The sequence below is a fragment of the Micromonospora sp. NPDC051141 genome, from assembly GCF_044455765.1.
GTDB lineage: Bacteria > Actinomycetota > Actinomycetes > Mycobacteriales > Micromonosporaceae > Micromonospora.
The window spans coordinates 232,362-252,094 of record NZ_JBITFD010000004.1 but is presented as its reverse complement, the minus strand read 5'-3'; the positions used below and the strand labels follow the sequence as shown (position 1 = coordinate 252,094).

Genomic DNA, 19,733 nt, shown 5'->3' with positions numbered 1-19,733 from the left:
TGGGTGCACTTGTTGTCGCCCCAGCGACAACAAGTGCACCCGAATCTCGGGCCCGCTCAGCGGAGCCCGGCGAAGAACTGCCGGATGTCACCGACAAGCACGTCGGTCGCCTCGTGTGCGGCGTAGTGTCCGCCGACGCTCCCGCGCTGCTCGGGCCCCGCCTCGAAGGCGTGCCAGCGGACGATGTTGGCGTGGTCCCGGTCGGCGAACCGGCGGATCGACTGGAAGTCGCCGGGAAACATCGCCAGCGCGGTCGGCGTCGTGGTCGGCCCGGTCGGCTGCTCGGTGGCGTGCGCGTCCTCCCAGTAGAACCGCATCGCCGAGCCGACGGTGCCGGTGAGCCAGTAGATCGCGACGTTGGCCAGGACGAAGTCCGGGTCAAGGCTCTCGTCGAGGAGTTGCCCGTTCCAGGCGAGCAGGCCGACCGGCGAGTCGGCCAGCGCGAACGCGAGCGTCTGCGGCTGTTGGCTCTGCACCTGGTTGAAGGAGAACTTGTTCTCGTAGAACCACTGGAGGTGCCGCAACGCGGCCTGGTCGGCCTCGGTCAGCCCGTCGAACTCGGCGGGGTCGCCGGACGGGAACGAGAAGAGCTGGGTGACGTGCACGCCGAGCACGTGGTCCGGGTCGAGGCGGCCCAGTTCGGGCGAGACCATCGAGCCGGCGTCGTTGCCGACCGCGCCGTACCGGTGGTAGCCGAGGCGGGCCATCAGCTCGGCCCAGGCCCGGGCGGTGCGGAAACGGTTCCAGCCGGCACTGCGGGTCGGGCCGGAGAAGCCGAATCCCGGCAAGGACGGAATCACCAGGTGGAACGCGGGCGCGGCCGGATCGGTCGGCTCGGTGAGCGGGCCGATCACGTCCAGGTATTCGACCACGGAGCCGGGCCACCCGTGGGTGAGCACCAGCGGGGTGGCGTCCGGCCGGGGCGACCGCACGTGCAGGAAGTGGATCTCCTCTCCCTCGATCTCGGTGACGAACTGCGGGTGGGCGTTGAGCCGGGCCTCGACCGCGCGCCAGTCGAACTTCTCCAGCCAGTACGTCGCCAACGCCCGCACCCGCTCGGTCGGCATGCCGTAGGCGGCGCCCACGCCCGGCAGCTCACCCGGCCAGATGGTCCGGCGCAGACGGTCGGCGAGGTCGTCGAGGACGTGCTGCGGGATCTCGACGCGGAACGGGCGGAGAGTGGCGTCCGACATGACTACTCCTTCAGAACGGAATGCTTCGTTCCGCTTCAGAGTAGCAGAGCGGAACGATCCGTTCCACTGTTATCCTCGACCCATGCCGAACCCGATCGACAGCCCGCCGCTGGCCGGCCGGCGCGCGCAGGCGGCGCGCAACGACGAGACGATCCTGGCTGCCGCACGTGCGGTCTTCCTGGACGATCCGAAGGCCCCCATCGCCGCCGTCGCCGAGCGGGCCGGCGTCGGCATCAGTGCCCTCTACCGGCGGTACGCCGGCAAGGAGGACCTGCTGCGCAAGCTCTGCCACGACGGGCTGCGCCGGTTCGTCGCGGCGGCTGAGGAGGCCGCTGCCGAGCCGGACGACTGGGCCGCGCTCGCCGGCTTCCTGGAGCACGTGGTCGACGCCGACGTGCACTCCCTCACCGTGCACCTGGCCGGCACCTTCACCCCGACGGAGGAGATGGGGCACGCCGCCGTGCGGGCGAACGAGCTGGTCGACGCGCTGGTCGGGCGGGCGCGCGACGCCGGGCGGCTCCGGCCGGACGTGGTGACGCAGGACGTCGGACTGTTGCTGGAGGGGTGCGCGGCGATTCGCGTACCCGATCCGGATCGGACCCGGCAGCTGCGCCGTCGCCACCTCGCGGTTCTGTTGGCCGGCCTGACCGCCGAGGGGCCGACGTTGCCCGGGCCGCCGCCGGCCGCCGGCGAACTCGACTGGCGGTGGCGGTCGGTCGGGAAGTGACCCGGGTCACACACCCGGACTTGAGCGGAATAGACTCAACTCTGGTTGTGTCATGTCCAGTGGACACGCCGATCCCGGGGGAGCCCATGAACACGGAACGCCTCACCACCAAGAGCCGCGAGACCATCACCGGTGCCGTCGCGCTGGCGAACCAGCGCGGTCACGCCACCGTGGAACCCTGGCACCTGCTGCTGGCCCTGCTGGACACCGACGGCTCGACCGCCGCCGGCCTGCTGCGCGCCGTCGGCGCCGACGCCGCCGAGCTGCGCCGGGTCGCCCAGCGCTCGGTCGACGCGCTGCCCGCCGCGCGCGGCTCCAGCCTGGCCGAGCCGACGTTGGCCCGGGAGTTCGTCAACGCCATCGGCGCCGCCGAGCAGATCGCCCGGCCGCTCGGCGACGAGTACACCTCCACCGAGCACCTGCTGGCCGGGCTGGCCCGGGTCGGCGGCGCGGTCTCGGTCGCGTTGAAGAACGCCGGCGCCACCGAGGAGAACCTGGTCGCCGCGTTCCCGACCGTCCGGGGCGGGGACCGTCGGGTCACCACCGCCGATCCGGAGCAGACCTACCAGGCGCTGGCCAAGTACGGCGTCGACCTGACCGCCAGCGCCCGCGACGGCAAGATCGACCCGGTGATCGGCCGGGACTCGGAGATCCGCCGGGTGATCCAGGTGCTGTCCCGGCGTACCAAGAACAACCCGGTGCTGATCGGTGAGCCCGGCGTCGGCAAGACCGCCATCGTCGAGGGCCTGGCCCAGCGCATCGTCGCCGGCGACGTGCCCGAGTCGCTGCGGGACAAGAAGCTGGTCTCGCTGGACCTGGGCGCGATGGTGGCCGGCGCGCAGTACCGCGGCCAGTTCGAGGAGCGGCTCAAGTCCGTCCTGGAGGAGATCAAGAACTCCGACGGGCAGGTCATCACGTTCCTCGACGAGCTGCACACCGTGGTCGGCGCCGGCAAGGGCGAGGGCTCGATGGACGCCGGCAACATGCTCAAGCCGATGCTGGCCCGCGGCGAGCTGCGGATGGTCGGCGCGACCACGCTCGACGAGTACCGCGAGCACATCGAGAAGGACCCGGCGCTGGAGCGCCGCTTCCAGCCGGTGCTGGTCGGCGAGCCGACCATCGAGGACACCATCGGCATCCTGCGCGGGCTCAAGGAGCGCTACGAGGTGCACCACGGCGTCCGCATCACCGACGCCGCGCTGGTCGCCGCCGCCGCGCTCTCCGACCGCTACATCACCGACCGGTTCCTGCCGGACAAGGCGATCGACCTGGTCGACGAGTCCGCGTCCCGGCTGCGCATGGAGATCGACTCCCGCCCGGTCGAGGTCGACGAGATCGAGCGGGCGGTGCGCCGGCTGGAGATCGAGGAGATGGCGCTGGCCAAGGAGCCCGACGCCGCCTCTGCCGAGCGCCTGGCGCGGCTGCGCAAGGAGCTGGCCGACAAGCGTGAGCAGCTCACCGCGCTCTCCGAGCGTTGGCAGACCGAGAAGAGCCACATCACCAAGCTCTCCACCGCCAAGGAGGAGTTGGAGCGGCTCGGCGGCGAGGCCGAGCGGGCCGAGCGCGACGGCGAGCTGGAACGCGCCGCCGAGCTGCGCTACGGCCGGATCCCCACGCTCAAGGGTGAGCTGAAGCAGGCCGAGGAGGAGCTGGCCCGGCTCCAGGCCGACGGCGCGATGCTCAAGGAGGAGGTCGGCGCGGACGACATCGCCGGGGTGGTCGCCTCCTGGACCGGCATCCCGGCCGGCCGGCTGCTGGAGGGCGAGACCGCCAAGCTGCTCCGGATGGAGGAGTCGCTGCGGGCCCGCGTGGTCGGCCAGGCCGAGGCGGTCGGCGCGGTCTCCGACGCGGTCCGCCGCGCCCGGGCCGGCGTCGCCGACCCGGACCGCCCGACCGGCAGCTTCCTCTTCCTCGGCCCGACCGGCGTCGGCAAGACCGAGCTGGCCAAGGCGCTCGCCGAGTTCCTCTTCGACGACGAGCGGGCCATGGTCCGCATCGACATGAGCGAGTACGGCGAGAAGCACTCGGTGGCCCGCCTGGTCGGCGCCCCGCCCGGTTACGTCGGGTACGAGGAGGGCGGCCAGCTCACCGAGGCGGTGCGCCGCCGGCCGTACTCGGTGATCCTGCTGGACGAGGTGGAGAAGGCCCACCCGGACGTCTTCGACATCCTGCTCCAGGTGCTCGACGACGGCCGGCTCACCGACGGCCAGGGTCGTACGGTGGACTTCCGCAACGCCATCCTGATCCTCACCTCGAACCTGGGGTCGTCGGTGATCAGCGACCTGACGCTGAGCGAGGAGGAGCGCCGGGAGGGCGTGCTGGCGGTGGTCCGGTCGCACTTCAAGCCGGAGTTCCTCAACCGCCTCGACGACATCGTGGTGTTCGCCGCGCTCCGGGGCGACGACCTGCGGGCCATCGTCGACATCCAGCTCGACCGGCTGCGGCGCCGGCTGGCGGACCGTCGGCTCGGCATGGACGTCACCGACGCGGCCCGGACCTGGCTGGCCGACCACGGGTACGACCCGATCTACGGCGCGCGCCCGCTGCGCCGGTTGGTGCAGTCGGCCATCGGTGACCGCCTCGCGAAGGCGCTCCTGGCCGGCGAGATCCGCGACGGCGACACGGTCCAGGTCGACCTGGCCGACACCAAGGACGCCCTGACCGTAACCGCAGCCTGACCCGCCCCACCCCGAAAGGCCCGGCCTCCGGCCGGGCCTTTCCCCTACCCACCCCCTCCCTTCCCCCCGCCCCCCGCCCCCACTTCGTTGATCAAGGAGTTTGCGTCACCCGAAGGGCCCTCGGCCGACGCAAACTCCTTGATCAACGCCTGAGGGGGTGGGGGAGGGGTGGGGAGGGGGTGGGGTGGGCACATAGTGGGGTATGAGTGGGAAGCGGGAGCTGGATCAGGCGGTGCGGGAGCTTGACGGGGCGGACACGCTGGCCTTCGGCGGGGTCGGGTTCGCCGGGCAGGTGCTGCCCGCGACCGACGCGTACCGGCGGTTGGAGCAGGAGCTGCGCGAGCACCCGGAGTCGGGCCGGAAGCGGGTCGAGCGGCTGCTGAAGAAGGGCTCGCCGGCCGGGAAGGCGTACGCGGCGACGCTGTTGGAAGCGGTCGACCCGGCGGCCGGCCGCACCGCCTGGGAACGGCTGCGCGACGACGACGGCGAGTTCACCACGTTCCACGGTTGTGTGATGGGCCGCACCACGCTGCGTGAGTACGCGGCCGAGCGGCTCGCGGCGGCGGACCGTAGCTGATCGCACACTCAGCGAACAGCGCTTCGGCCGAGGTGCGCGGGGTTGTTACCGTCTCCGCCAATGCAGGTTGGGGGGAGGCGGTCATGAACGGTTCGGTGGCGTACGTGGTGGCCACGCTGGGGTGCCTGCTGGGGGTGGCCGGCGTGGTGATCGCCGTGATCGCGCTGCGCAGGTCCCGCTCGGCGCCACGCCCGAAGGCGACACCCGGTGACCCGTTCCGGGACCGGGACTCGGACGCGCTGCGCGGCGACCCGCGTGCGCTCAAGCCCGGCGACATCGTCGAGATCCGCCAGGTGCCGTACACCGTGCGCGGCTCGGTGCACCTGGTCGAGGGCGGTTGGAGCTGGGCGGAACACCTGCTCGACGACGCCGGCGGCGTGAAGCGCTGGCTCTCCGTCGAGGCGGAGCCGGACCTGGAGATGGTGCTCTGGGCCAGTGAGCCGGGAGCCACGGTGACGCCGGGCGCCCCGACGCTGGAGATCGCCGGTCGCCGCTACAACTGGGACGAGTCCGGCCAGGCGCGCTACACCGCGACCGAGGGCACCGGCCTCGACCCGCGCGGCACCATGCGTTACCACGACTACCAGGCACCCGGCGGGGCCCGGTTGTCGTTCGAGGCGTACGGCGAGGCCGGCTGGGAGGTGAACCTCGGCGAGGAACTGCGCCGCGCCGAGGTGATGATCTACCCGCAGGGCGGCCCGGACCAGGTGAAGTGAGCGTGCTCGTCGCCCTTCAGACCCCGTACGTCGACAGCCGCGCCGCCGACCTGAGCCTGACGCTCGGTGGCCCGGAGCTGCCGGCGCTGGCCGTCCGTGACGTGGACCTGCCCGGCGGGACCCGACTGCGGCTGCGCCTGCTCGGGGCCTCCCACCAGGTGGTCCTCGGCGGGCTGACCGAGACGGTCGCCTGCCTGCCCGGCCGCCGGCCGCACCTGCCGGACACGCTGCACGACGCGACCGCCGGCTACCGGTTCACCGCCACCGTGCTGCGGCCGGCCGGCGACGGCCTGCGCACCCGGGTCGCGGCGCTCCGCGCCGAACTGGCCGGCGACCCGTTCGCCCTGGTCGGGGTGTTTCCCGGCGACGAGGACGCGGTCACCGCGCTCGCCGTCCGACCCGACCCGCCGGGCGGCCCGGTCGCCTGGCGCACCTGGCACGCCTACCCGCAGACAAACGAGCTGGTCCTGACCGAGACGGTGGTGGAGGAGCTGTGACGTACCGACGGTGGTTCGTGGTGGGCGTGGCGGTCGCCGTGGTCGGCGCCCTGGTCGCCGCTTTCGCGATCTTCTACGGCAACTTCTCGCCACGCGGCTACGTGCAGGACCACTACTCCCGGGCGTCCGGACGGGACATCGGCTCGCAGGCCGTCGCGTACACCTCGAACCGGTCGCCGAGCCAGGTCTCGAAGGAGATCACCGACACCTGGCAGCCGGCCGACCAGTACGTCGACGGCAGCGGCGTGTACCTGCGCTACGACGACGACTCGGTGGTGATCCTCCCGCTCGCCGTCGGCTCGGTGATCCTGCTGGAGCGGATGTCCACCGCGTACCCCCGGTACCACAGCGTCGTCGGCAACAGCTGGGGCTGGGGCCGAGGCAGCACCGTCCGGGGCGGCGGCCCCGGCGCCGGCAAGTAGCCCGTCCGAACCCCTCACCCTGGAGTAGTCCCTGTGCAGCATCTCGTCACCGATCTGCTGGCCACCCTCGCCTACGGCGTGGTCGGCGTGGTTCTGATGGCCGTCGGCTACCTGCTTGTCGACCTGGCCACCCCCGGCAAGCTCCACGAACTGATCTGGGCCGAGCGCAACCGCAACGCCACCCTGCTGCTCGCCTCCAACCTGGTCGGCGTCGGCACCGTCGTGGTCGCCGCGATCGTCGCCAGCGACGACGACTTCACGCTCGGGCTGGTCGGCGCCGCCGCGTACGGGTTCCTCGGCCTGGTGCTCATGGCGGCGGCGTTCGTGCTGCTCGACGTGGCCACCCCCGGCAAGCTCGGCGAGCTGCTCGTCGACCCGGACCCGCACCCGGCGGTCTGGATCTCCGCCACGGTGCACGTCGCCACCGGCGCGATCATCGCCGCCGCCATCAGTTGATGGCCGGAAAGAGCGCCGCCGCGACGGCGAAGGACAACCGCAACACGACGGTGATCTGGGTCGCCGTCGTGCTGCTGTTCATCGGTGTGCCCTGCGCCATCGGGATCGTCAACGGCAGCGAGAGCACCGACGTGCCCGGTCCGACGACCGAGCAGCGGACCGCCACCGTGCCGCTGCTGGCGTCCGCGTTCGACGGCCAGGGCATCTGCTACGGCTGGGTGCTGTCCGACTGGGGCGACGAGATCAGCGTCGGCTCCAACCTGGGTGACGGGACGCCGGTGCGCGACGATCCACGCTGCCCACGCTGGATCGAGGTCTCCGCCGTCGTCCACTACACCTCCTCCAGCAGCGAGTCGCAGGACTCGGCGCGCATCGGCGTGAACGGCTCGGACGACATCGACCGGGCCGACCTCTACCCGATCGCCTCCGGGCTGGGCCGCTTCGGGCTGGACGAGGACGCCTTCGTGGACGAGCCCGGCTGGGCGATCACCCGGGCGACGACCGTGCTGCCGCTGCTCGCCGCCGAGGTCGGGCTCGCCGAGGCGGCCCCCACCCCCACCGCCGCGACGCCGTCCGGCACGCCGGCCCCGTTGCCGAGCGCCGGCAGCGACCTGCTGCGGGACCGCTGGGGTTGGCTCGTCGCCGCCGCCGTACTCCTGCTGGTCGCCGCGCTGTTCATCACCGTGGGCGTGCGACAGCGGAACCGGCCGACTGCTCCGGGTCGCGGCGTGGCGCCAGACGCGCCGAGCCGGAATAGTCGTCAGCGCAGGGGACCGGTGCCCGCGCAGCGCGCCGGGGCGGGACCCGCCGGGCGTACCCGGGAGGGAGCGTGACCGTCGACGTGCCCGCGCGGCCACGGTGGCGCGCGGCCCGCGCGGCGGTCCTGCTCGCGGTCTTCGTCTGCGCGGCCTGCGGCCTGGTGTACGAGCTGGCGCTTGTCGCGCTCGGCAGCTACCTGATCGGCGACGCGGTCGGGCAGGCGTCGATCGTGCTCGGCGTGATGGTCTTCGCGATGGGCGTCGGCGCGCTGGTCGCGAAGCCGTTGCAGTCCCGGGCCGCGCCCGCGTTCGCCGCGATCGAGCTGACGCTCGCGCTGCTCGGCGGCCTCTCCGTGCTCGGCCTCTACGCGGCGTTCGCCTGGCTGGACCTCTACGGCCCGGCGCTGGTCGGCACCGCGTTCGTGCTCGGCCTGCTGATCGGCGCGGAGATCCCGCTGCTGATGGTGATGCTGCAACGCATCCGCGAGCAGTCGGCGGGCAGCGCGGTGGCCGACCTGTTCGCCGCCGACTACGTGGGCGCGCTGCTCGGCGGGCTGGCCTTCCCGTTCCTGCTGATGCCGATCTTCGGGCAGCTCAAGGGCGCGCTGGTGGTCGGCGCGGTGAACGCCGTCGCCGGGGTGGTGCTGGTGTTCACGGTGTTCCGCGACGAGCTGAGCCGCCGGGCGCGGGTCGGCCTCGGCGCCGGCTCCGTCGTGGTCGCGCTCCTGCTCGGGTACGCCTGGGTGACCGCCCACGACTTCGAGGTGACCGCCCGCCAGCAGCTCTACCGCGACCCGGTGGTGCACGCCGAGCGCAGCCGCTACCAGGAGATCGTGCTGACCCGCTCGGTGCGGGAGGTCGGCCACACCGACACCGACCTGCGGCTCTTCCTCAACGGCGACCTCCAGTTCAGCTCCGTCGACGAGTACCGCTACCACGAGGCGCTGGTGCACCCGGCGATGCGCGGGCCGCACGGCGACGTGCTGGTGCTCGGCGCCGGCGACGGGCTGGCCGCGCGGGAGATCCTGAAGTACCCGGACGTGCGCTCGGTGACGCTCGTCGACCTCGACCCGGCCGTGGTGACGCTGGCCCGCAGCGAGCCGCAACTGCGCGACCTCAACCACGCCTCGCTCACCGACCCCCGGGTCCGGGTGCTCAACCTGGACGCGTTCGGCTGGCTGCGGACCGCCACGCAACGCTTCGACGTGGTGATCGCCGATCTGCCCGACCCGGACGAGACGGCCACCGCGAAGCTCTACACGGTCGAGTTCTACGCGCTGGTCCGGCCGGTGCTGGCCCCGGGCGGGCGGCTGGTGGTGCAGTCCGGCTCGCCCTACTTCGCGCCCCGGTCGTACTGGTCGATCGAGCGGTCGGTGCGGGAGGCGGGGTTCGCCACCGTGCCGTACCACGTCGACGTGCCGAGCTTCGGCGACTGGGGGTTCGTGCTCGCCGCGCCCGGCGACGTCGCGCCGGAGCTGGCCCTGCCGGCCGACGCGCCGCCGCTGCGTTTCCTCACCCCGGCCGTGCTCGCCGCCGCCGCCACGTTCCCCGCCGACCGTGGCCGGGTGGACGTGCCCGCCTCCACGCTGTTGCAGCCCAGGGTGCTGGAGTACGCCCGCGAGGAGTGGCGCGGCTACTAGGTTTCGGAGCATGCGGGCACACCACCGGCTGGTCCGCCGGCTGCCGACCCGGGCGATCGACGCCGCCGCGTACCTCCAGGCGTTCGTGCTCTCCGGTGTGGTCACCGTGCTGGCCGTCCGGGCCTACCTCCAGGCCGCCAACTACCCGCAGCTCGGCGGCGGTGGGCTGCACATCGCGCACGTGCTCTGGGGTGGCCTGCTGCTCGTCGTCGGCCTGGGCATCGCGCTGGTGTTCCTCGGTGGTGGGCCGCGCACCGCCGGCGCGGTGGTCGGCGGCGTCGGGTTCGGGCTCTTCATCGACGAGGTCGGCAAGTTCGTCACCGCCCGCACCGACTACTTCTACGCGCCCGCCGCGGCCATCATCTACGTGGCGTTCGCCCTGCTGGTGCTGCTCACCCAGGCGGTACGCGGGCGCACCGGACGGGCCAGGCTGACCCCGGCCGAACGCACCGCGAACGCGCTGGACCTGGTGCTCAGCGGCCTGCCCGGCGGGCTGACCGACAGGCGTCGGATCGCGGTGCTGCGCCTGGTGCAGGGCACCGGGCCGACCACCGAGGCGGCCCTCGCCCAGGTGCTGGACGCGGTGCCCCGCCGGGAACCGCCGCCGGTGCGGTTCTGGCAACGCGGGGCGGCGTGGGCCCGACGCCTCGCCGCCTGGGCGGTGGGCCGCCGCTGGCTGGTCTGGCCGGTGGTGCTCTGGCTGGTGGTGGAGCCGGTGGTGACCGTGGTGACGGTGGTCGTCGACGGCGTGACCGGCGCGCTGGACCAGGAACGGGAGTGGGGCGCGGTGCTCGGGGTGAGCGCCACCGCGCTTGTCACCGCCGTGCTCAGCCTGCGCGCGGCCTGGCTGCTGCGCCGGGACCGGGCCGAGGCGTTCCGCCTGTTCAAGCTGGCCATCCTGGTCGACCTGCTGTTCGGGCAGGTCTTCAACTTCACGGTCAACCAGTTCGGCGCGGTCTCCGCGGTCGCGCTCGACCTGGCTCTGCTCGGCGTGGTCACCGCCGAGCACCGCCGGCTGCGCCGCGCCGCCGACCGCTGAGCCCTTCTGCCGTGCTCACCTGGCCCGGGATCGCTACGGTGGTGATCTCATCCAGGGAGGGAGAATCATGGTCGATGCTCCGGGCACCTCGCCCCGCGTGCGTCCCAGTGTGGTGACGCTTTCCAGTTGGCTGCTCATTCTCGTCGCCGCCATCCAGGTGCTGAACCTGATCGTGACGCTGTCCGTCATCGGCAAGATCCGGGACGTGCTGAAGGACGCGTACGCCGGTACCTCGGCCGAGTCGGCCGGTGACATCGCGTACGCCTTCACCATCGGCACGTCGATCCTGTCGCTGCTGCTGGCGGCCGGTCTCGTCGTGTTGGCGCTGCTGAACAACCGGGGCAAGAACGCCTCCCGCATCACCACCTGGGTGGTGGGCGGCATCCTGTTCTGCTGCACCGGCGGCAGCCTGCTCAACGGCGTCTCCGGCGGCACCATGGGCGGCGGCAACACCAGCGGCGACCTGCCCAGCGGGCAGGAGATCCAGCGCCGGCTGGAGGACGCGCTGCCGTCCTGGTTCGCCCCGGTCAGCACGCTGCTCGGCATCGTCGCGCTGCTCGCGCTGCTGGGCGCGCTGATCCTGCTGGCGCTGCCGAAGGCGAACGAGTTCTTCCGCAAGCCGAAGGCGGGCTGGGAGCCGCCGGTGCCGGGTGGCGCCTACCCGGCGTACCCGTCGACTCCGGGCCAGTCGGCCGACCCCGGTTACCCGTCGGCTCCGGGGCAGTCGGGCGACCCGTCGTACCCGTCGTACCCGTCGACCCCCGACCAGCCGCCGACCACGCCGCCGGGCGGGCCGACCGGTCAGCCGGGCGAGCGTCGTGACCCGGAGCCGCCCTCCGGAAACTGACGTCGGGATATCAGCGACGACGACGGTCCCTCCGAGTAGGTTGCAAGCCGACGCCTACCGGAGGGACCTGTCGTGTCGTACCCCGATCGGGCCGTGCCCCGCCGGCCGGGCACGGTCGTCGCGGCGGTGGCGGTGCTGCTGCTGATGGCGGTCGGCGCCGTGGCGTACGCGGCGACGAATCTGGTGATCGCCGGCGGCACGGTGGACCGGTTCCGGGCCGCCGCAGCGGGCACCGACGCGGGCGGTGACGACATCGACCGGGTCGCCGGCCTGCTGCGCGGCTCGACCGTGCTGGCCGCCGTGCTCGGCGTGCTGGCCGCGCTGCTGCTGGTCGGGCTCGCGCTGGGGCTGCGCGCCGGTCGCCCCGGCGCACGGGTGGCCACCTGGGCGGTCGCCGGGCTGGGGCTGCTCTGCGGCTGCTGCGGGTTCGCGACGCTGGTCGGGCAGCGGGCCGCTCCGCTACGGCTCGGCGCGGACGACCGGGTCACCGCCGACCTGCTGGGTCTGGTCGGCGACGCGTACCCGGACTTCTGGCTCTCGGCGAACGCGGCCATGCTGGTGGCGCAGATCCTCGGGTACCTGGTGGTCGCCGCGCTGCTCGCGGCGCCCTCGGCGAACACTTTCCTGCGCCGTCCGGCCCCGGCGCGGTCCGGCCCGGCCACCGGCTACGGGGCGACCGTGTCCGGCGGGCCCGCCTCCGGGCCGACCCCCTGGGGCCCGCCACCCGGCCTGACCGCACCGACCGGGCCCCCGCCGTTGTCGTCGCCGCCGTCCGCGCCACCCGCGTCCGCGCCACCGATGCCGCCGTCCGCGCCCTCGTCGTTGTCGCCGCCGTCCGCCTCGCCGATGCCGCCGTTCGTGCCGCCGTCGTCCCCGTCCAGCCCGCCCCCTCCGGAGGATCGTCCATGACCGACGCCGCCGCTCCCGTCCGTCGCCGGGCCCTCATCACCGGCGCCAGCCTGGGGATCGGCGAGGCGTTCGCCCGCCGGCTCGCTGCCGACGGGTGGGACCTGGTGCTGGTGGCCCGGGACGCCGCCCGGCTCGGCGCGCTGGCGGCCGAGCTGACCGGCCGGCACGGCGGCGCGGCGGAGACACTCCCGGCCGACCTGTCCACCGACGACGGTTGGGCGATGGTCGAGCGCCGGCTGACCGCCGGCTCGCCGGTGGAACTGCTGGTGAACAACGCCGGGATCAGTCTGGACACCCCGTTCGTCAGGTCGGCCGTCCCGGACGAGGTGCGGTTGGTCCGACTCAACGTGCTGGCGGTGCTCCGGCTCACCCACGCGGCTCTCGGCCCGATGATCGAACGAGGTCATGGGGCAGTGATAAATGTCTCTTCGGTTGCGGGGTTCGGGGTGCCCATGCCCGGATCGACATACTCCGCCAGCAAGGCGTGGGTGACCAATTTCAGTGAGTCGATCGGCCAGTCGGTGGCTCCGCTGGGTGTACGCGTGATGGCGCTCTGCCCCGGTTACACGCGCACCGGAATTCACGAGCGAACCGGCATCGACATGTCCCGACTGCCCGCCTGGGCCTGGCTGCGGACCGACTCCGTCGTCGATGAAGGGCTGCGTGACCTGGGCAAAGGCAAATTGGTGAGCGTTCCGGACTGGAAGTACAAGCTGGCCGTGGCCGGGCTGCGGCACGCGCCGAAACGGCTGCTGCGCGGCTTCACGCGTGACACCCGGGGAGCTGTCGACCGGGCTGGTGGGTGACCGGGCGGTGCTCCCGGCAATCGGGTCGATCCGTCGCGGGACCGGGATGGACGGTCGCACAGCGTAGCCGGGCATTGCCACTCATCGGTCGCCCGGAGGGTTGACGGCAGTGGGCCCCACAGACGGCGTACAGACTCGGGAAGTACGCTCTATCGCCATGGGCGACCACGACGACCTGCGTAAATTCATCACTGACCTGGCTGTGGTCCACGGTCGGGTGGTGCTCTCGTCGGGCCGTGAGGCGGACTGGTACGTCGATCTGCGTCGCGTCACGCTCCATCACCAGGCCGCCCCCCTGATCGGCCGGGTGATGCGCGACCTCACCGCGGACTGGGCATACGACGCGGTCGGTGGCCTGACCCTGGGCGCCGACCCGGTGGCCGTCGCGATGCTGCACGCCTCGGCCGGCACCGACCGCCCGCTGGACGCCTTCGTGGTCCGGAAGGCGGGCAAGGCGCACGGTCTCCAACGCCGGATCGAGGGGCCGGACGTGTCCGGGCGTCGGGTGTTGGCGGTGGAGGACACCTCGACCACGGGCGGAAGTGTGTTGACCGCCATCGAGGCGTTGCGTGAGGCGGGCGCGGAAGTCGTGGGCGTGGCGGTTATTGTTGATCGAGGCGCCGGCGACGCGGTGCGAGCCGCCGGACTGCCTTATCGGGCGGCCTATACGTTGGCTGACCTCGGCCTTGTGGCCTAAAAGTTTGCCGATTCGGATCTGCTGATATGCAGGCGGATCGATGCTGCTGGTGGAAGGATGGAATACGTGGGAACTGCGTTGGCTGAAATGACCATGCCTCAGATCTCGCCGCTTGCCGGCGAGCCGATCGAACGCGCCGACGCCGAGCGGCTGGCGGGGGTCCTCAAGGCCCTCGCCGACCCCGCCCGGCTGCGGCTGCTCAGCCTGATCCAGTCGGCTCCCGAGGGGGAGGCGTGCGTGTGTGACCTCACCGCGCCGCTCGGCCTCTCGCAGCCGACGGTCAGTCACCACCTGCGTATCCTCACCGAGGCCGGCTTGCTGGAGCGGGAGAAGCGCGGTGTCTGGGCGTACTACCGGCTGGTGCCGACCGCGATCGCCACGATCGCGGATCTGCTCACCCCGCCGCGGAAGCGGGCCACCAAGAAGGCTCGCTGACACCACGGCCCGTCTGCGGACGGGTCGGCCGGCCGAGGCCCGGCGCGATGACACGCGCGTCGAACCCGGCAGGCCGTTCCGCCCGGATGCGGGTGACCGGTGGCGTGCCAGGGGTGGCGCCATCGACGCACGGTGACGGCTGCCGTCATCCGTGTCACCCGCGACCGGACAGGTCAGACACGAAGGCCGGCCCCCGCCCGGGGGCCGGCCTTCGGTGTGTCCGAACCGGTCAGCGGCGGTGCTGGCCGCCGTGCCCGTGCGGGTGGTCGTCGCCGTCGAGGGCGTCCCGGGCGGCGTCCACGGCACCGGCCGCGGTCGCGGCGGCGATCACCGCGACCGCCTCGCCGCGCTTGCGCGCCTTCCGGTCGCGGAGGAACTCGAAGAAGATCGGCAGCACCGAGATCAGGATGATCAACGCGACGACCGGCAGGATGTACCTGTCGATCTTGTCGCCGATGGCGTCGTAGATCTGGCGGGCCAGCAGGTAGCCGATCAGCAGGATGCCGTCCACCCAGAGGACCGCGCCGACCACGTTCCACACGAAGAACTGCCGGGCCGGCATGCCGAGCACCCCGGCCACCGGGTTCAGGAACGTCCGCACGATCGGAATGAACCGGGCCAGCACCACGGCCTTGGCGGGGCCGAACTTCTGGAAGTAGTACTCGGCCTTCGCCACGTACTCCCGCTTGAACAGCCGGGAGTTGGGCTTGTCGAACATGCGTCGGCCGTAGCGCGCGCCGAGCCAGTGCCCGAGCTGCGCGCCGGCGATCGCGCAGATCGGGCCGCCGATCATCAGCCCGGCCAGCGACAACCGGGTGCCGTCACCGAAGATGGCGTCGGCCACCGGCGAGGCGGCCACCCCGGCCAGGAAGAGCAGCGAGTCACCCGGGAAGAAGAAGCCGACCAGCAGACCGGTCTCGGCGAACAGGATCGCCCAGACGCCGATCATCCCGAAGGTGTGGATGAGCTCCTTCGGGTCGAGCGGGTTCAACGCCACGTTCTCGGAGATCATCCGGGTCTTCTCTGCTGTGTCCACGGCCACATAGGGTACCCGTCCACCCCCCACCCCCGGCCCACCCCCGCTTTTTCCCGGAAAGGGGCCCACTCGCCCGTCGATGGGCCCGCTTTCCGGGAAACAGCGAGGTGGGTCAGAGGCGCGGGTCGACCGGCTCGGACTCGCAGGCGAGGATCGCGAACACCAGCTCGTGACGACGCCAGAGCGGAGCGTCCTCGGCGAGCGCGTCCAGGGCGGCCAGCCCCAGGCCGTGCTCCCGCAACGCCAGGCCGCGCTTGCGGCCCAGCGACCGCTTGCGCAGCGCGGTGAGCTGCGCCGGCTCGGTGTACCCGGGACCGTAGATGATCCGCAGGTACTCCCGACCCCGGCACTTGATCCCGGGCTGGAGCAACGAGCCCTTCGGTGACCGGGCGGCCAGGCCGGCGTACGGCTTGACCACCATGCCCTCGCCACCGGCGGCGGTCAGCGCCAGCCACCAGTCGGTGGCCGCCGACACCGCCGCCTCGTCGGCCAGCTCCACCACCAGCCGCCGGGTCGGCGTGAAGAACTCCGGGTCGGCCGTGCGGAGCCGGTCCGCCAGCGCCAGATGCCAGCCGTGGTCGCGGGCCGCGTAGCTCGCCCCGGCACCGGCCAGCACCGCGAACGGGGCCAGCGTGACGCCGCGCAACCCGTCCGTCGGACCGACGTACGCCCGGTACGCCGCCGAGTACGCCGTCACCTCGGCGGCCCGCTCGGCCATCCGCGCCCGCAACCCGTCCACCGGCAGCCCGCGCCCCGCTGCGGCGTCCAGCGTGGCCAGCACCGCCGGCAGCGCTGCCCGGCCGGCCGCGCCCACGCTGGCGTACTGCTCGCGGATCAGGCCGCCCGCCTTCGCCGACCAGGGCAGCAGCTCCGTGTCGAGCAGCAGCCAGTCGGTGTCCAGCTCGGCCCAGAGGCCGGCGGTGGTGACCGCGGCGCGCACCCGGGCCAGCAACTCGTCGTCGAGCGGCGGCCCGAAGAACGGCCGACCGGTACGCGTGTGCACCGCCCCGCCGCCGAACCGGCCCGGCTCCCGTTCCACGAGCACCACGGCGCGGGAGCCCATGTGCTTCTCCTCGCACACCACCCGGTCGACGCCGGCCGCGCGGTAGTCGGCGAACGCCTGTGCCGGGTGCTCCAGGAACCCCGCCACGGTCGACGTGGAGCAGGGCGCCATGGTCGGCGGCAGCCAGACCAGCCGACCCGGGTCCAGCGCGTACCGGCTCATCACCTCCAGCGCGGCGGCGGCGTTCTCGGCCGGCACGGTCAGCGACCCGTACGCGTGGGTCAGGTGCCGGCGGCCGGTCACGTCCGCCACGTCCAGCACGGTGTCCGGCCGCGCCGGGGCGGGCGGGACCAGCGGGCGGGCCGGGGCGTACCACTCCCGTTCCGCCGGGACCGCCACCAGCTCCTTCTCCGGGTAGCGCAGCGCGGTCAGCTTGCCGCCGAACACGCAGCCGGTGTCCAGGCAGATCGTGTTGTTGACCCACTCCGGCTCCGGCGTCGGGGTGTGTCCGTACACGACCATGGCCGAGCCCCGGTAGTCGCGCGCCCACGGGTAACGCACCGGCAGGCCGTACTCGTCGGTCTCACCGGTCGTCTCGCCGTAGAGCGCGAACGACCGCACCCGGCCGGACGCCCGACCGTGGTACGCCTCCTTCAGACCGGCGTGCGCCACCACCAGCCGGCCGCCGTCGAGCACGTAGTGGCTGACCAGGCTGTCGATGAACGCCTCCGCCCCGGCGACGAACTCCGCCGGCTCCGCGGCGAGCTGCGCCATCGTCTCGGCCAGGCCGTGGGTGAGCCGCACGTCCCGGCCGCGCAGCTTGCGCAGCAGCTTCTGCTCGTGGTTGCCGGGCACGCAGATCGCGTGCCCGGCCGCCACCATGCCCATCACCAGGCGGAGCACGCCGGGCGAGTCCGGGCCGCGGTCCACCAGGTCACCCACGAAGACCGCGGTACGCCCGGCGGGGTGCGACGCGTCCACCGGGCGGCCCGCGTCGTCGCGGCGCAGCGCGTAACCGAGCCGGGACAGCAGCGCCTCCAGCTCGGCGCGGCAGCCGTGCACGTCCCCGACGATGTCGAACGGGCCGGTCAGCTCGCGGCGGTCGTTGAACAGCTTCTCGTAGCGGACCTCGGCCGCGTCGATCTCCTCGACGCCGTGCAGCACGTGCACCTTGCGGAAGCCCTCCCGGGCCAGTCGCCCGTACGACTGCCGCAGGTCACGCCGCATCCGGGTGAGGACCTGCCGGCCGTGCGTCCGGTCGGCGCGCGCCTCGGTGCGGTCCCAGGCCACCGTCTCCGGCACGTCCAGCACGATCGCCACCGGCAGCACGTCGTGCTCCCGGGCCACCCGGATCAGCCCGGCCCGGGCGTGCGGCTGGAGGTTCGTCGCGTCCACCACGGTCAGCCGACCGCGTCGCAGCCGGATGCCGGCCACGTGGTGCAGCGCGTCGAACGCGTCGGCGGACGCCGACTGGTCGTTCTCGTCGTCGGCGACGAGGCCACGGAACATGTCCGAGGAGAGCACCTGGCTGGGCGCGAAGTGGCGGCGGGCGAACGTGGACTTGCCGGCGCCGGAGACGCCGACCAGCGCCACCAGCGCCAGCTCGGGAATGTCCAGGACGGTCATCGGTTCGTCTCCTCCTTCCGGTCGTCGCGGTCGTCGCGGGTGAAGATCGCAAGCTGGGTCGGGCTGCCCACCTCGGGGTCGTCGTCGCCGATGCCGCCGAGCGTGGCGGTGTAGCCGTGCGCCGCCGCCACCCGGGCCACCCAGGCCGCGAACTCCGCCCGGGTCCACTCGAACCGGTGGTCGGCGTGCCGGAACCGGCCCGGCGCGAGCCCCTCGTAGCGGACGTTGTACTCCACGTTCGGAGTGGTCACCACCACCGTGCCCGGCCGGGCGTGGCCGAACACCGCGTCCTGAAGCGCCGGCAGCCGGGGCGGGTCGAGATGCTCGACCACCTCCATCAGCACCGCCGCGTCGTACCCGCGCAGCCGGTCGTCCCGGTAGGTCAGCGCCGACTGCCGCAGGTGGATGCGGTCCCGCTGCCGCTCCGGCAGCCGGTCCAGCCGCAGCCGACGGGCCGCCATGGCGAGCGACCGGTCGGCCACGTCGACGCCCACCACCTCGGTGAACCGCCGGTCGGCGGCCAGCGCGGTGAGCAGCGCGCCACCACCGCAGCCCAGGTCCAGCACCCGGCTCGCGCCGCTGTCGCGCAACGCGGCGAGCACCGCCTCCCGCCGTTGCGTCGCCAGCGTGGCGCGGGGCGTCTCCGGGGGCGTCTCCGGGTCGATGCTGTCGTCGGCGGACGGCTCGTCGGCCAGGCGCAGCTCGGCCAGGCGGGCCAACGCCGCGCCGGCCAGGGCCCGGCGGTGCGCCAGGTAGCGGCGGGTGATCAGGCCCCGCTCCGGGTGGTCGGCCAGCCAGCCGGAGCCGGCCCGCAGCAGCTTGTCCACCTCGTCCGGGGCGACCCAGTAGTGCTTGGCGTCGTCCAGCACCGGCAGCAGCACGTACAGGTGGTTGAGGGCGTCGGCGAGCCGCAGCGTCCCGGTCAGCGTCAGGTCGACGTAGCGGCTGTCACCCCAGTCCGGGTACGTCTCGTCGAGCGGGACCGGGGTGGCCGTCACGGTCCAGCCCAGCGGGGCGAAGACGCGTACCGCCAGCTCGGCACCGCCCCGGCAGCGCAGCACCGGCACCCGTACGGTCAGCGGGAGCTCGGTGGCGGCCAGCTCGGGGCGGTCCCGGGACTCGCCGCGTAGCGCCGAACGGAACACCTTGGTCAGCGCCGAGGAGAGCAGGCTGGAGGCGGCGTACGGGCGGTCGTTGACGTACTGCCCGAGCGTGAAGCCCTCCGGGGAGGTCGACTGCCGGCGGCCCCGGCCCCCGCCCAGCTTCAGCGGGTCCACCTCGACCAGCAGCGCCGCCGTGCACCGCGCCTCGTCCGCCTCCGGGTAGAACACGTGCGCGGTGCCGGCGGGCAGGTCGAAGCTCTGCACGCGGTCCGGGTGCTTGACGAGGAGGTGGCCGAGGTCGGTGGCGGGGCGGTGGGTCGTGGTGAGGGTCAGCAGCACTTGGTTGATGTTCCTTGATCTTTGCCGTGGTGTCGTGGGGGTTTCCGGGGGAGCCCGACCCGCTCGGGGCGGTCAGGCTTGATCCCTGCGCGGGTCGGGCTCCCCCGGAAACCCTGTCCTGGTCGTTCTCCGTCGGGCCGTGCTGCTTCTGGGGTCTTGTCTTTCGGGGTGCTCTGGATGTGGCGGTGCCCCGCCGATGTGGTGGTCGGCGGGGCACCGGGGTGGTTCG

The 19,733-nt window shown here is 72.9% G+C and carries 18 protein-coding genes and 1 pseudogene; 15 read left to right on the top strand and 4 right to left on the bottom strand.

Annotation, left to right across the window (positions count from 1 at the left end; genetic code table 11):
* Positions 1–56 precede the first annotated feature (56 nt).
* Positions 57–1,193: an epoxide hydrolase family protein gene (locus ACIA6B_RS09475; RefSeq protein WP_396772294.1), complete on the bottom strand. Its 1,137-nt coding sequence runs from the start codon at positions 1,191–1,193 to the stop codon at positions 57–59.
* 82 nt (positions 1,194–1,275) lie between these two features.
* On the opposite strand from ACIA6B_RS09475, the gene ACIA6B_RS09470 reads away from it, so the two are divergent.
* The 15 genes and pseudogenes from ACIA6B_RS09470 to ACIA6B_RS09400 all read left to right on the top strand — a co-directional run bounded on the left by ACIA6B_RS09470 (position 1,276) and on the right by ACIA6B_RS09400 (position 14,397).
* Positions 1,276–1,920: a TetR/AcrR family transcriptional regulator gene (locus tag ACIA6B_RS09470; protein ID WP_396772293.1), complete on the top strand. Its 645-nt coding sequence runs from the start codon at positions 1,276–1,278 to the stop codon at positions 1,918–1,920.
* Positions 1,921–2,006: 86 nt separating this feature from the next.
* Positions 2,007–4,598 (top strand): ATP-dependent chaperone ClpB, encoded by a 2,592-nt coding sequence (clpB, locus tag ACIA6B_RS09465; RefSeq protein WP_396772292.1) that lies wholly within the window; start codon positions 2,007–2,009, stop codon positions 4,596–4,598.
* A gap of 202 nt (positions 4,599–4,800) precedes the next feature.
* Positions 4,801–5,175, top strand: coding sequence for a hypothetical protein (locus ACIA6B_RS09460; protein ID WP_396772291.1), 375 nt, complete (start codon positions 4,801–4,803; stop codon positions 5,173–5,175).
* An 83-nt stretch (positions 5,176–5,258) separates the two neighbouring features.
* Positions 5,259–5,891 (top strand): DUF4178 domain-containing protein, encoded by a 633-nt coding sequence (locus ACIA6B_RS09455; protein ID WP_396772290.1) that lies wholly within the window; start codon positions 5,259–5,261, stop codon positions 5,889–5,891.
* A 2-nt stretch (positions 5,892–5,893) separates the two neighbouring features.
* Positions 5,894–6,388, top strand: a complete 495-nt coding sequence (locus tag ACIA6B_RS09450; RefSeq protein WP_107162655.1) for a DUF2617 family protein — start codon at positions 5,894–5,896, stop codon at positions 6,386–6,388.
* Positions 6,385–6,810: a DUF4247 domain-containing protein gene (locus ACIA6B_RS09445; RefSeq protein WP_281933638.1), complete on the top strand. Its 426-nt coding sequence runs from the start codon at positions 6,385–6,387 to the stop codon at positions 6,808–6,810. Before ACIA6B_RS09450 ends, ACIA6B_RS09445 begins: the two co-directional genes overlap by 4 nt.
* Before the next feature lie 33 nt (positions 6,811–6,843).
* The gene (locus ACIA6B_RS09440; protein WP_396772289.1) at positions 6,844–7,266 is read left to right on the top strand and encodes a DUF350 domain-containing protein; all 423 of its coding nucleotides are present in this window, start codon (positions 6,844–6,846) and stop codon (positions 7,264–7,266) included.
* Positions 7,266–8,099: a hypothetical protein gene (locus ACIA6B_RS09435; RefSeq protein WP_396772288.1), complete on the top strand. Its 834-nt coding sequence runs from the start codon at positions 7,266–7,268 to the stop codon at positions 8,097–8,099. Before ACIA6B_RS09440 ends, ACIA6B_RS09435 begins: the two co-directional genes overlap by 1 nt.
* Positions 8,096–9,664: a polyamine aminopropyltransferase gene (locus ACIA6B_RS09430; protein WP_396772287.1), complete on the top strand. Its 1,569-nt coding sequence runs from the start codon at positions 8,096–8,098 to the stop codon at positions 9,662–9,664. Before ACIA6B_RS09435 ends, ACIA6B_RS09430 begins: the two co-directional genes overlap by 4 nt.
* 40 nt (positions 9,665–9,704) lie before the next feature.
* A complete protein-coding gene (locus ACIA6B_RS09425; RefSeq protein ID WP_396772565.1) occupies positions 9,705–10,703 on the top strand; it encodes a hypothetical protein in 999 nt (332 codons plus the stop codon).
* 67 nt (positions 10,704–10,770) lie between these two features.
* A complete protein-coding gene (locus ACIA6B_RS09420) occupies positions 10,771–11,550 on the top strand; it encodes a hypothetical protein (RefSeq protein ID WP_396772286.1) in 780 nt (259 codons plus the stop codon).
* Positions 11,551–11,622: 72 nt separating this feature from the next.
* A pseudogene (locus tag ACIA6B_RS09415) lies at positions 11,623–12,207 on the top strand (hypothetical protein); the annotation flags it as partial.
* 248 nt (positions 12,208–12,455) lie between these two features.
* Positions 12,456–13,265 carry an SDR family NAD(P)-dependent oxidoreductase gene (locus ACIA6B_RS09410; protein WP_396772285.1) on the top strand — a complete coding sequence of 270 codons (810 nt, stop codon included), beginning with the start codon at positions 12,456–12,458 and terminating at the stop codon, positions 13,263–13,265.
* Positions 13,266–13,422: 157 nt separating this feature from the next.
* Positions 13,423–13,962: an orotate phosphoribosyltransferase gene (gene pyrE / locus ACIA6B_RS09405; RefSeq protein WP_107162644.1), complete on the top strand. Its 540-nt coding sequence runs from the start codon at positions 13,423–13,425 to the stop codon at positions 13,960–13,962.
* Positions 13,963–14,019: 57 nt separating this feature from the next.
* Positions 14,020–14,397 (top strand): helix-turn-helix transcriptional regulator, encoded by a 378-nt coding sequence (locus ACIA6B_RS09400; protein WP_007073957.1) that lies wholly within the window; start codon positions 14,020–14,022, stop codon positions 14,395–14,397.
* A 229-nt stretch (positions 14,398–14,626) separates the two neighbouring features.
* On the opposite strand, the gene ACIA6B_RS09395 is transcribed toward ACIA6B_RS09400, so the two are convergent.
* From ACIA6B_RS09395 to ACIA6B_RS09385, 3 genes are all read right to left on the bottom strand, one after another.
* Positions 14,627–15,409 carry a DedA family protein gene (locus ACIA6B_RS09395; protein WP_396772564.1) on the bottom strand — a complete coding sequence of 261 codons (783 nt, stop codon included), beginning with the start codon at positions 15,407–15,409 and terminating at the stop codon, positions 14,627–14,629.
* Between the two features lie 136 nt (positions 15,410–15,545).
* Complete coding sequence (locus tag ACIA6B_RS09390; RefSeq protein WP_396772283.1) at positions 15,546–18,062, bottom strand: polynucleotide kinase-phosphatase; 2,517 nt, start codon at positions 18,060–18,062, stop codon at positions 15,546–15,548.
* Positions 18,059–19,504 carry a 3' terminal RNA ribose 2'-O-methyltransferase Hen1 gene (locus ACIA6B_RS09385; protein ID WP_396772282.1) on the bottom strand — a complete coding sequence of 482 codons (1,446 nt, stop codon included), beginning with the start codon at positions 19,502–19,504 and terminating at the stop codon, positions 18,059–18,061. The genes ACIA6B_RS09390 and ACIA6B_RS09385 overlap by 4 nt, the downstream gene beginning before the upstream one ends.
* Between the last annotated feature and the right edge of the window lie 229 nt (positions 19,505–19,733).

What these genes read in the sequence shown, in the direction of transcription:
- ACIA6B_RS09475 (WP_396772294.1), bottom strand. Translation starts at nt 1,193, where the DNA reads ATGTCGGACGCCACTCTCCGCCCGTTCCGCGTCGAGATCCCGCAGCAC.
- ACIA6B_RS09470 (WP_396772293.1), top strand. Translation starts at nt 1,276, where the DNA reads ATGCCGAACCCGATCGACAGCCCGCCGCTGGCCGGCCGGCGCGCGCAG.
- clpB (WP_396772292.1), top strand. Translation starts at nt 2,007, where the DNA reads ATGAACACGGAACGCCTCACCACCAAGAGCCGCGAGACCATCACCGGT.
- ACIA6B_RS09460 (WP_396772291.1), top strand. Translation starts at nt 4,801, where the DNA reads ATGAGTGGGAAGCGGGAGCTGGATCAGGCGGTGCGGGAGCTTGACGGG.
- ACIA6B_RS09455 (WP_396772290.1), top strand. Translation starts at nt 5,259, where the DNA reads ATGAACGGTTCGGTGGCGTACGTGGTGGCCACGCTGGGGTGCCTGCTG.
- ACIA6B_RS09435 (WP_396772288.1), top strand. Translation starts at nt 7,266, where the DNA reads ATGGCCGGAAAGAGCGCCGCCGCGACGGCGAAGGACAACCGCAACACG.
- ACIA6B_RS09420 (WP_396772286.1), top strand. Translation starts at nt 10,771, where the DNA reads ATGGTCGATGCTCCGGGCACCTCGCCCCGCGTGCGTCCCAGTGTGGTG.
- ACIA6B_RS09410 (WP_396772285.1), top strand. Translation starts at nt 12,456, where the DNA reads ATGACCGACGCCGCCGCTCCCGTCCGTCGCCGGGCCCTCATCACCGGC.
- pyrE (WP_107162644.1), top strand. Translation starts at nt 13,423, where the DNA reads ATGGGCGACCACGACGACCTGCGTAAATTCATCACTGACCTGGCTGTG.
- ACIA6B_RS09400 (WP_007073957.1), top strand. Translation starts at nt 14,020, where the DNA reads ATGGAATACGTGGGAACTGCGTTGGCTGAAATGACCATGCCTCAGATC.
- ACIA6B_RS09395 (WP_396772564.1), bottom strand. Translation starts at nt 15,409, where the DNA reads ATGATCTCCGAGAACGTGGCGTTGAACCCGCTCGACCCGAAGGAGCTC.
- ACIA6B_RS09390 (WP_396772283.1), bottom strand. Translation starts at nt 18,062, where the DNA reads ATGACCGTCCTGGACATTCCCGAGCTGGCGCTGGTGGCGCTGGTCGGC.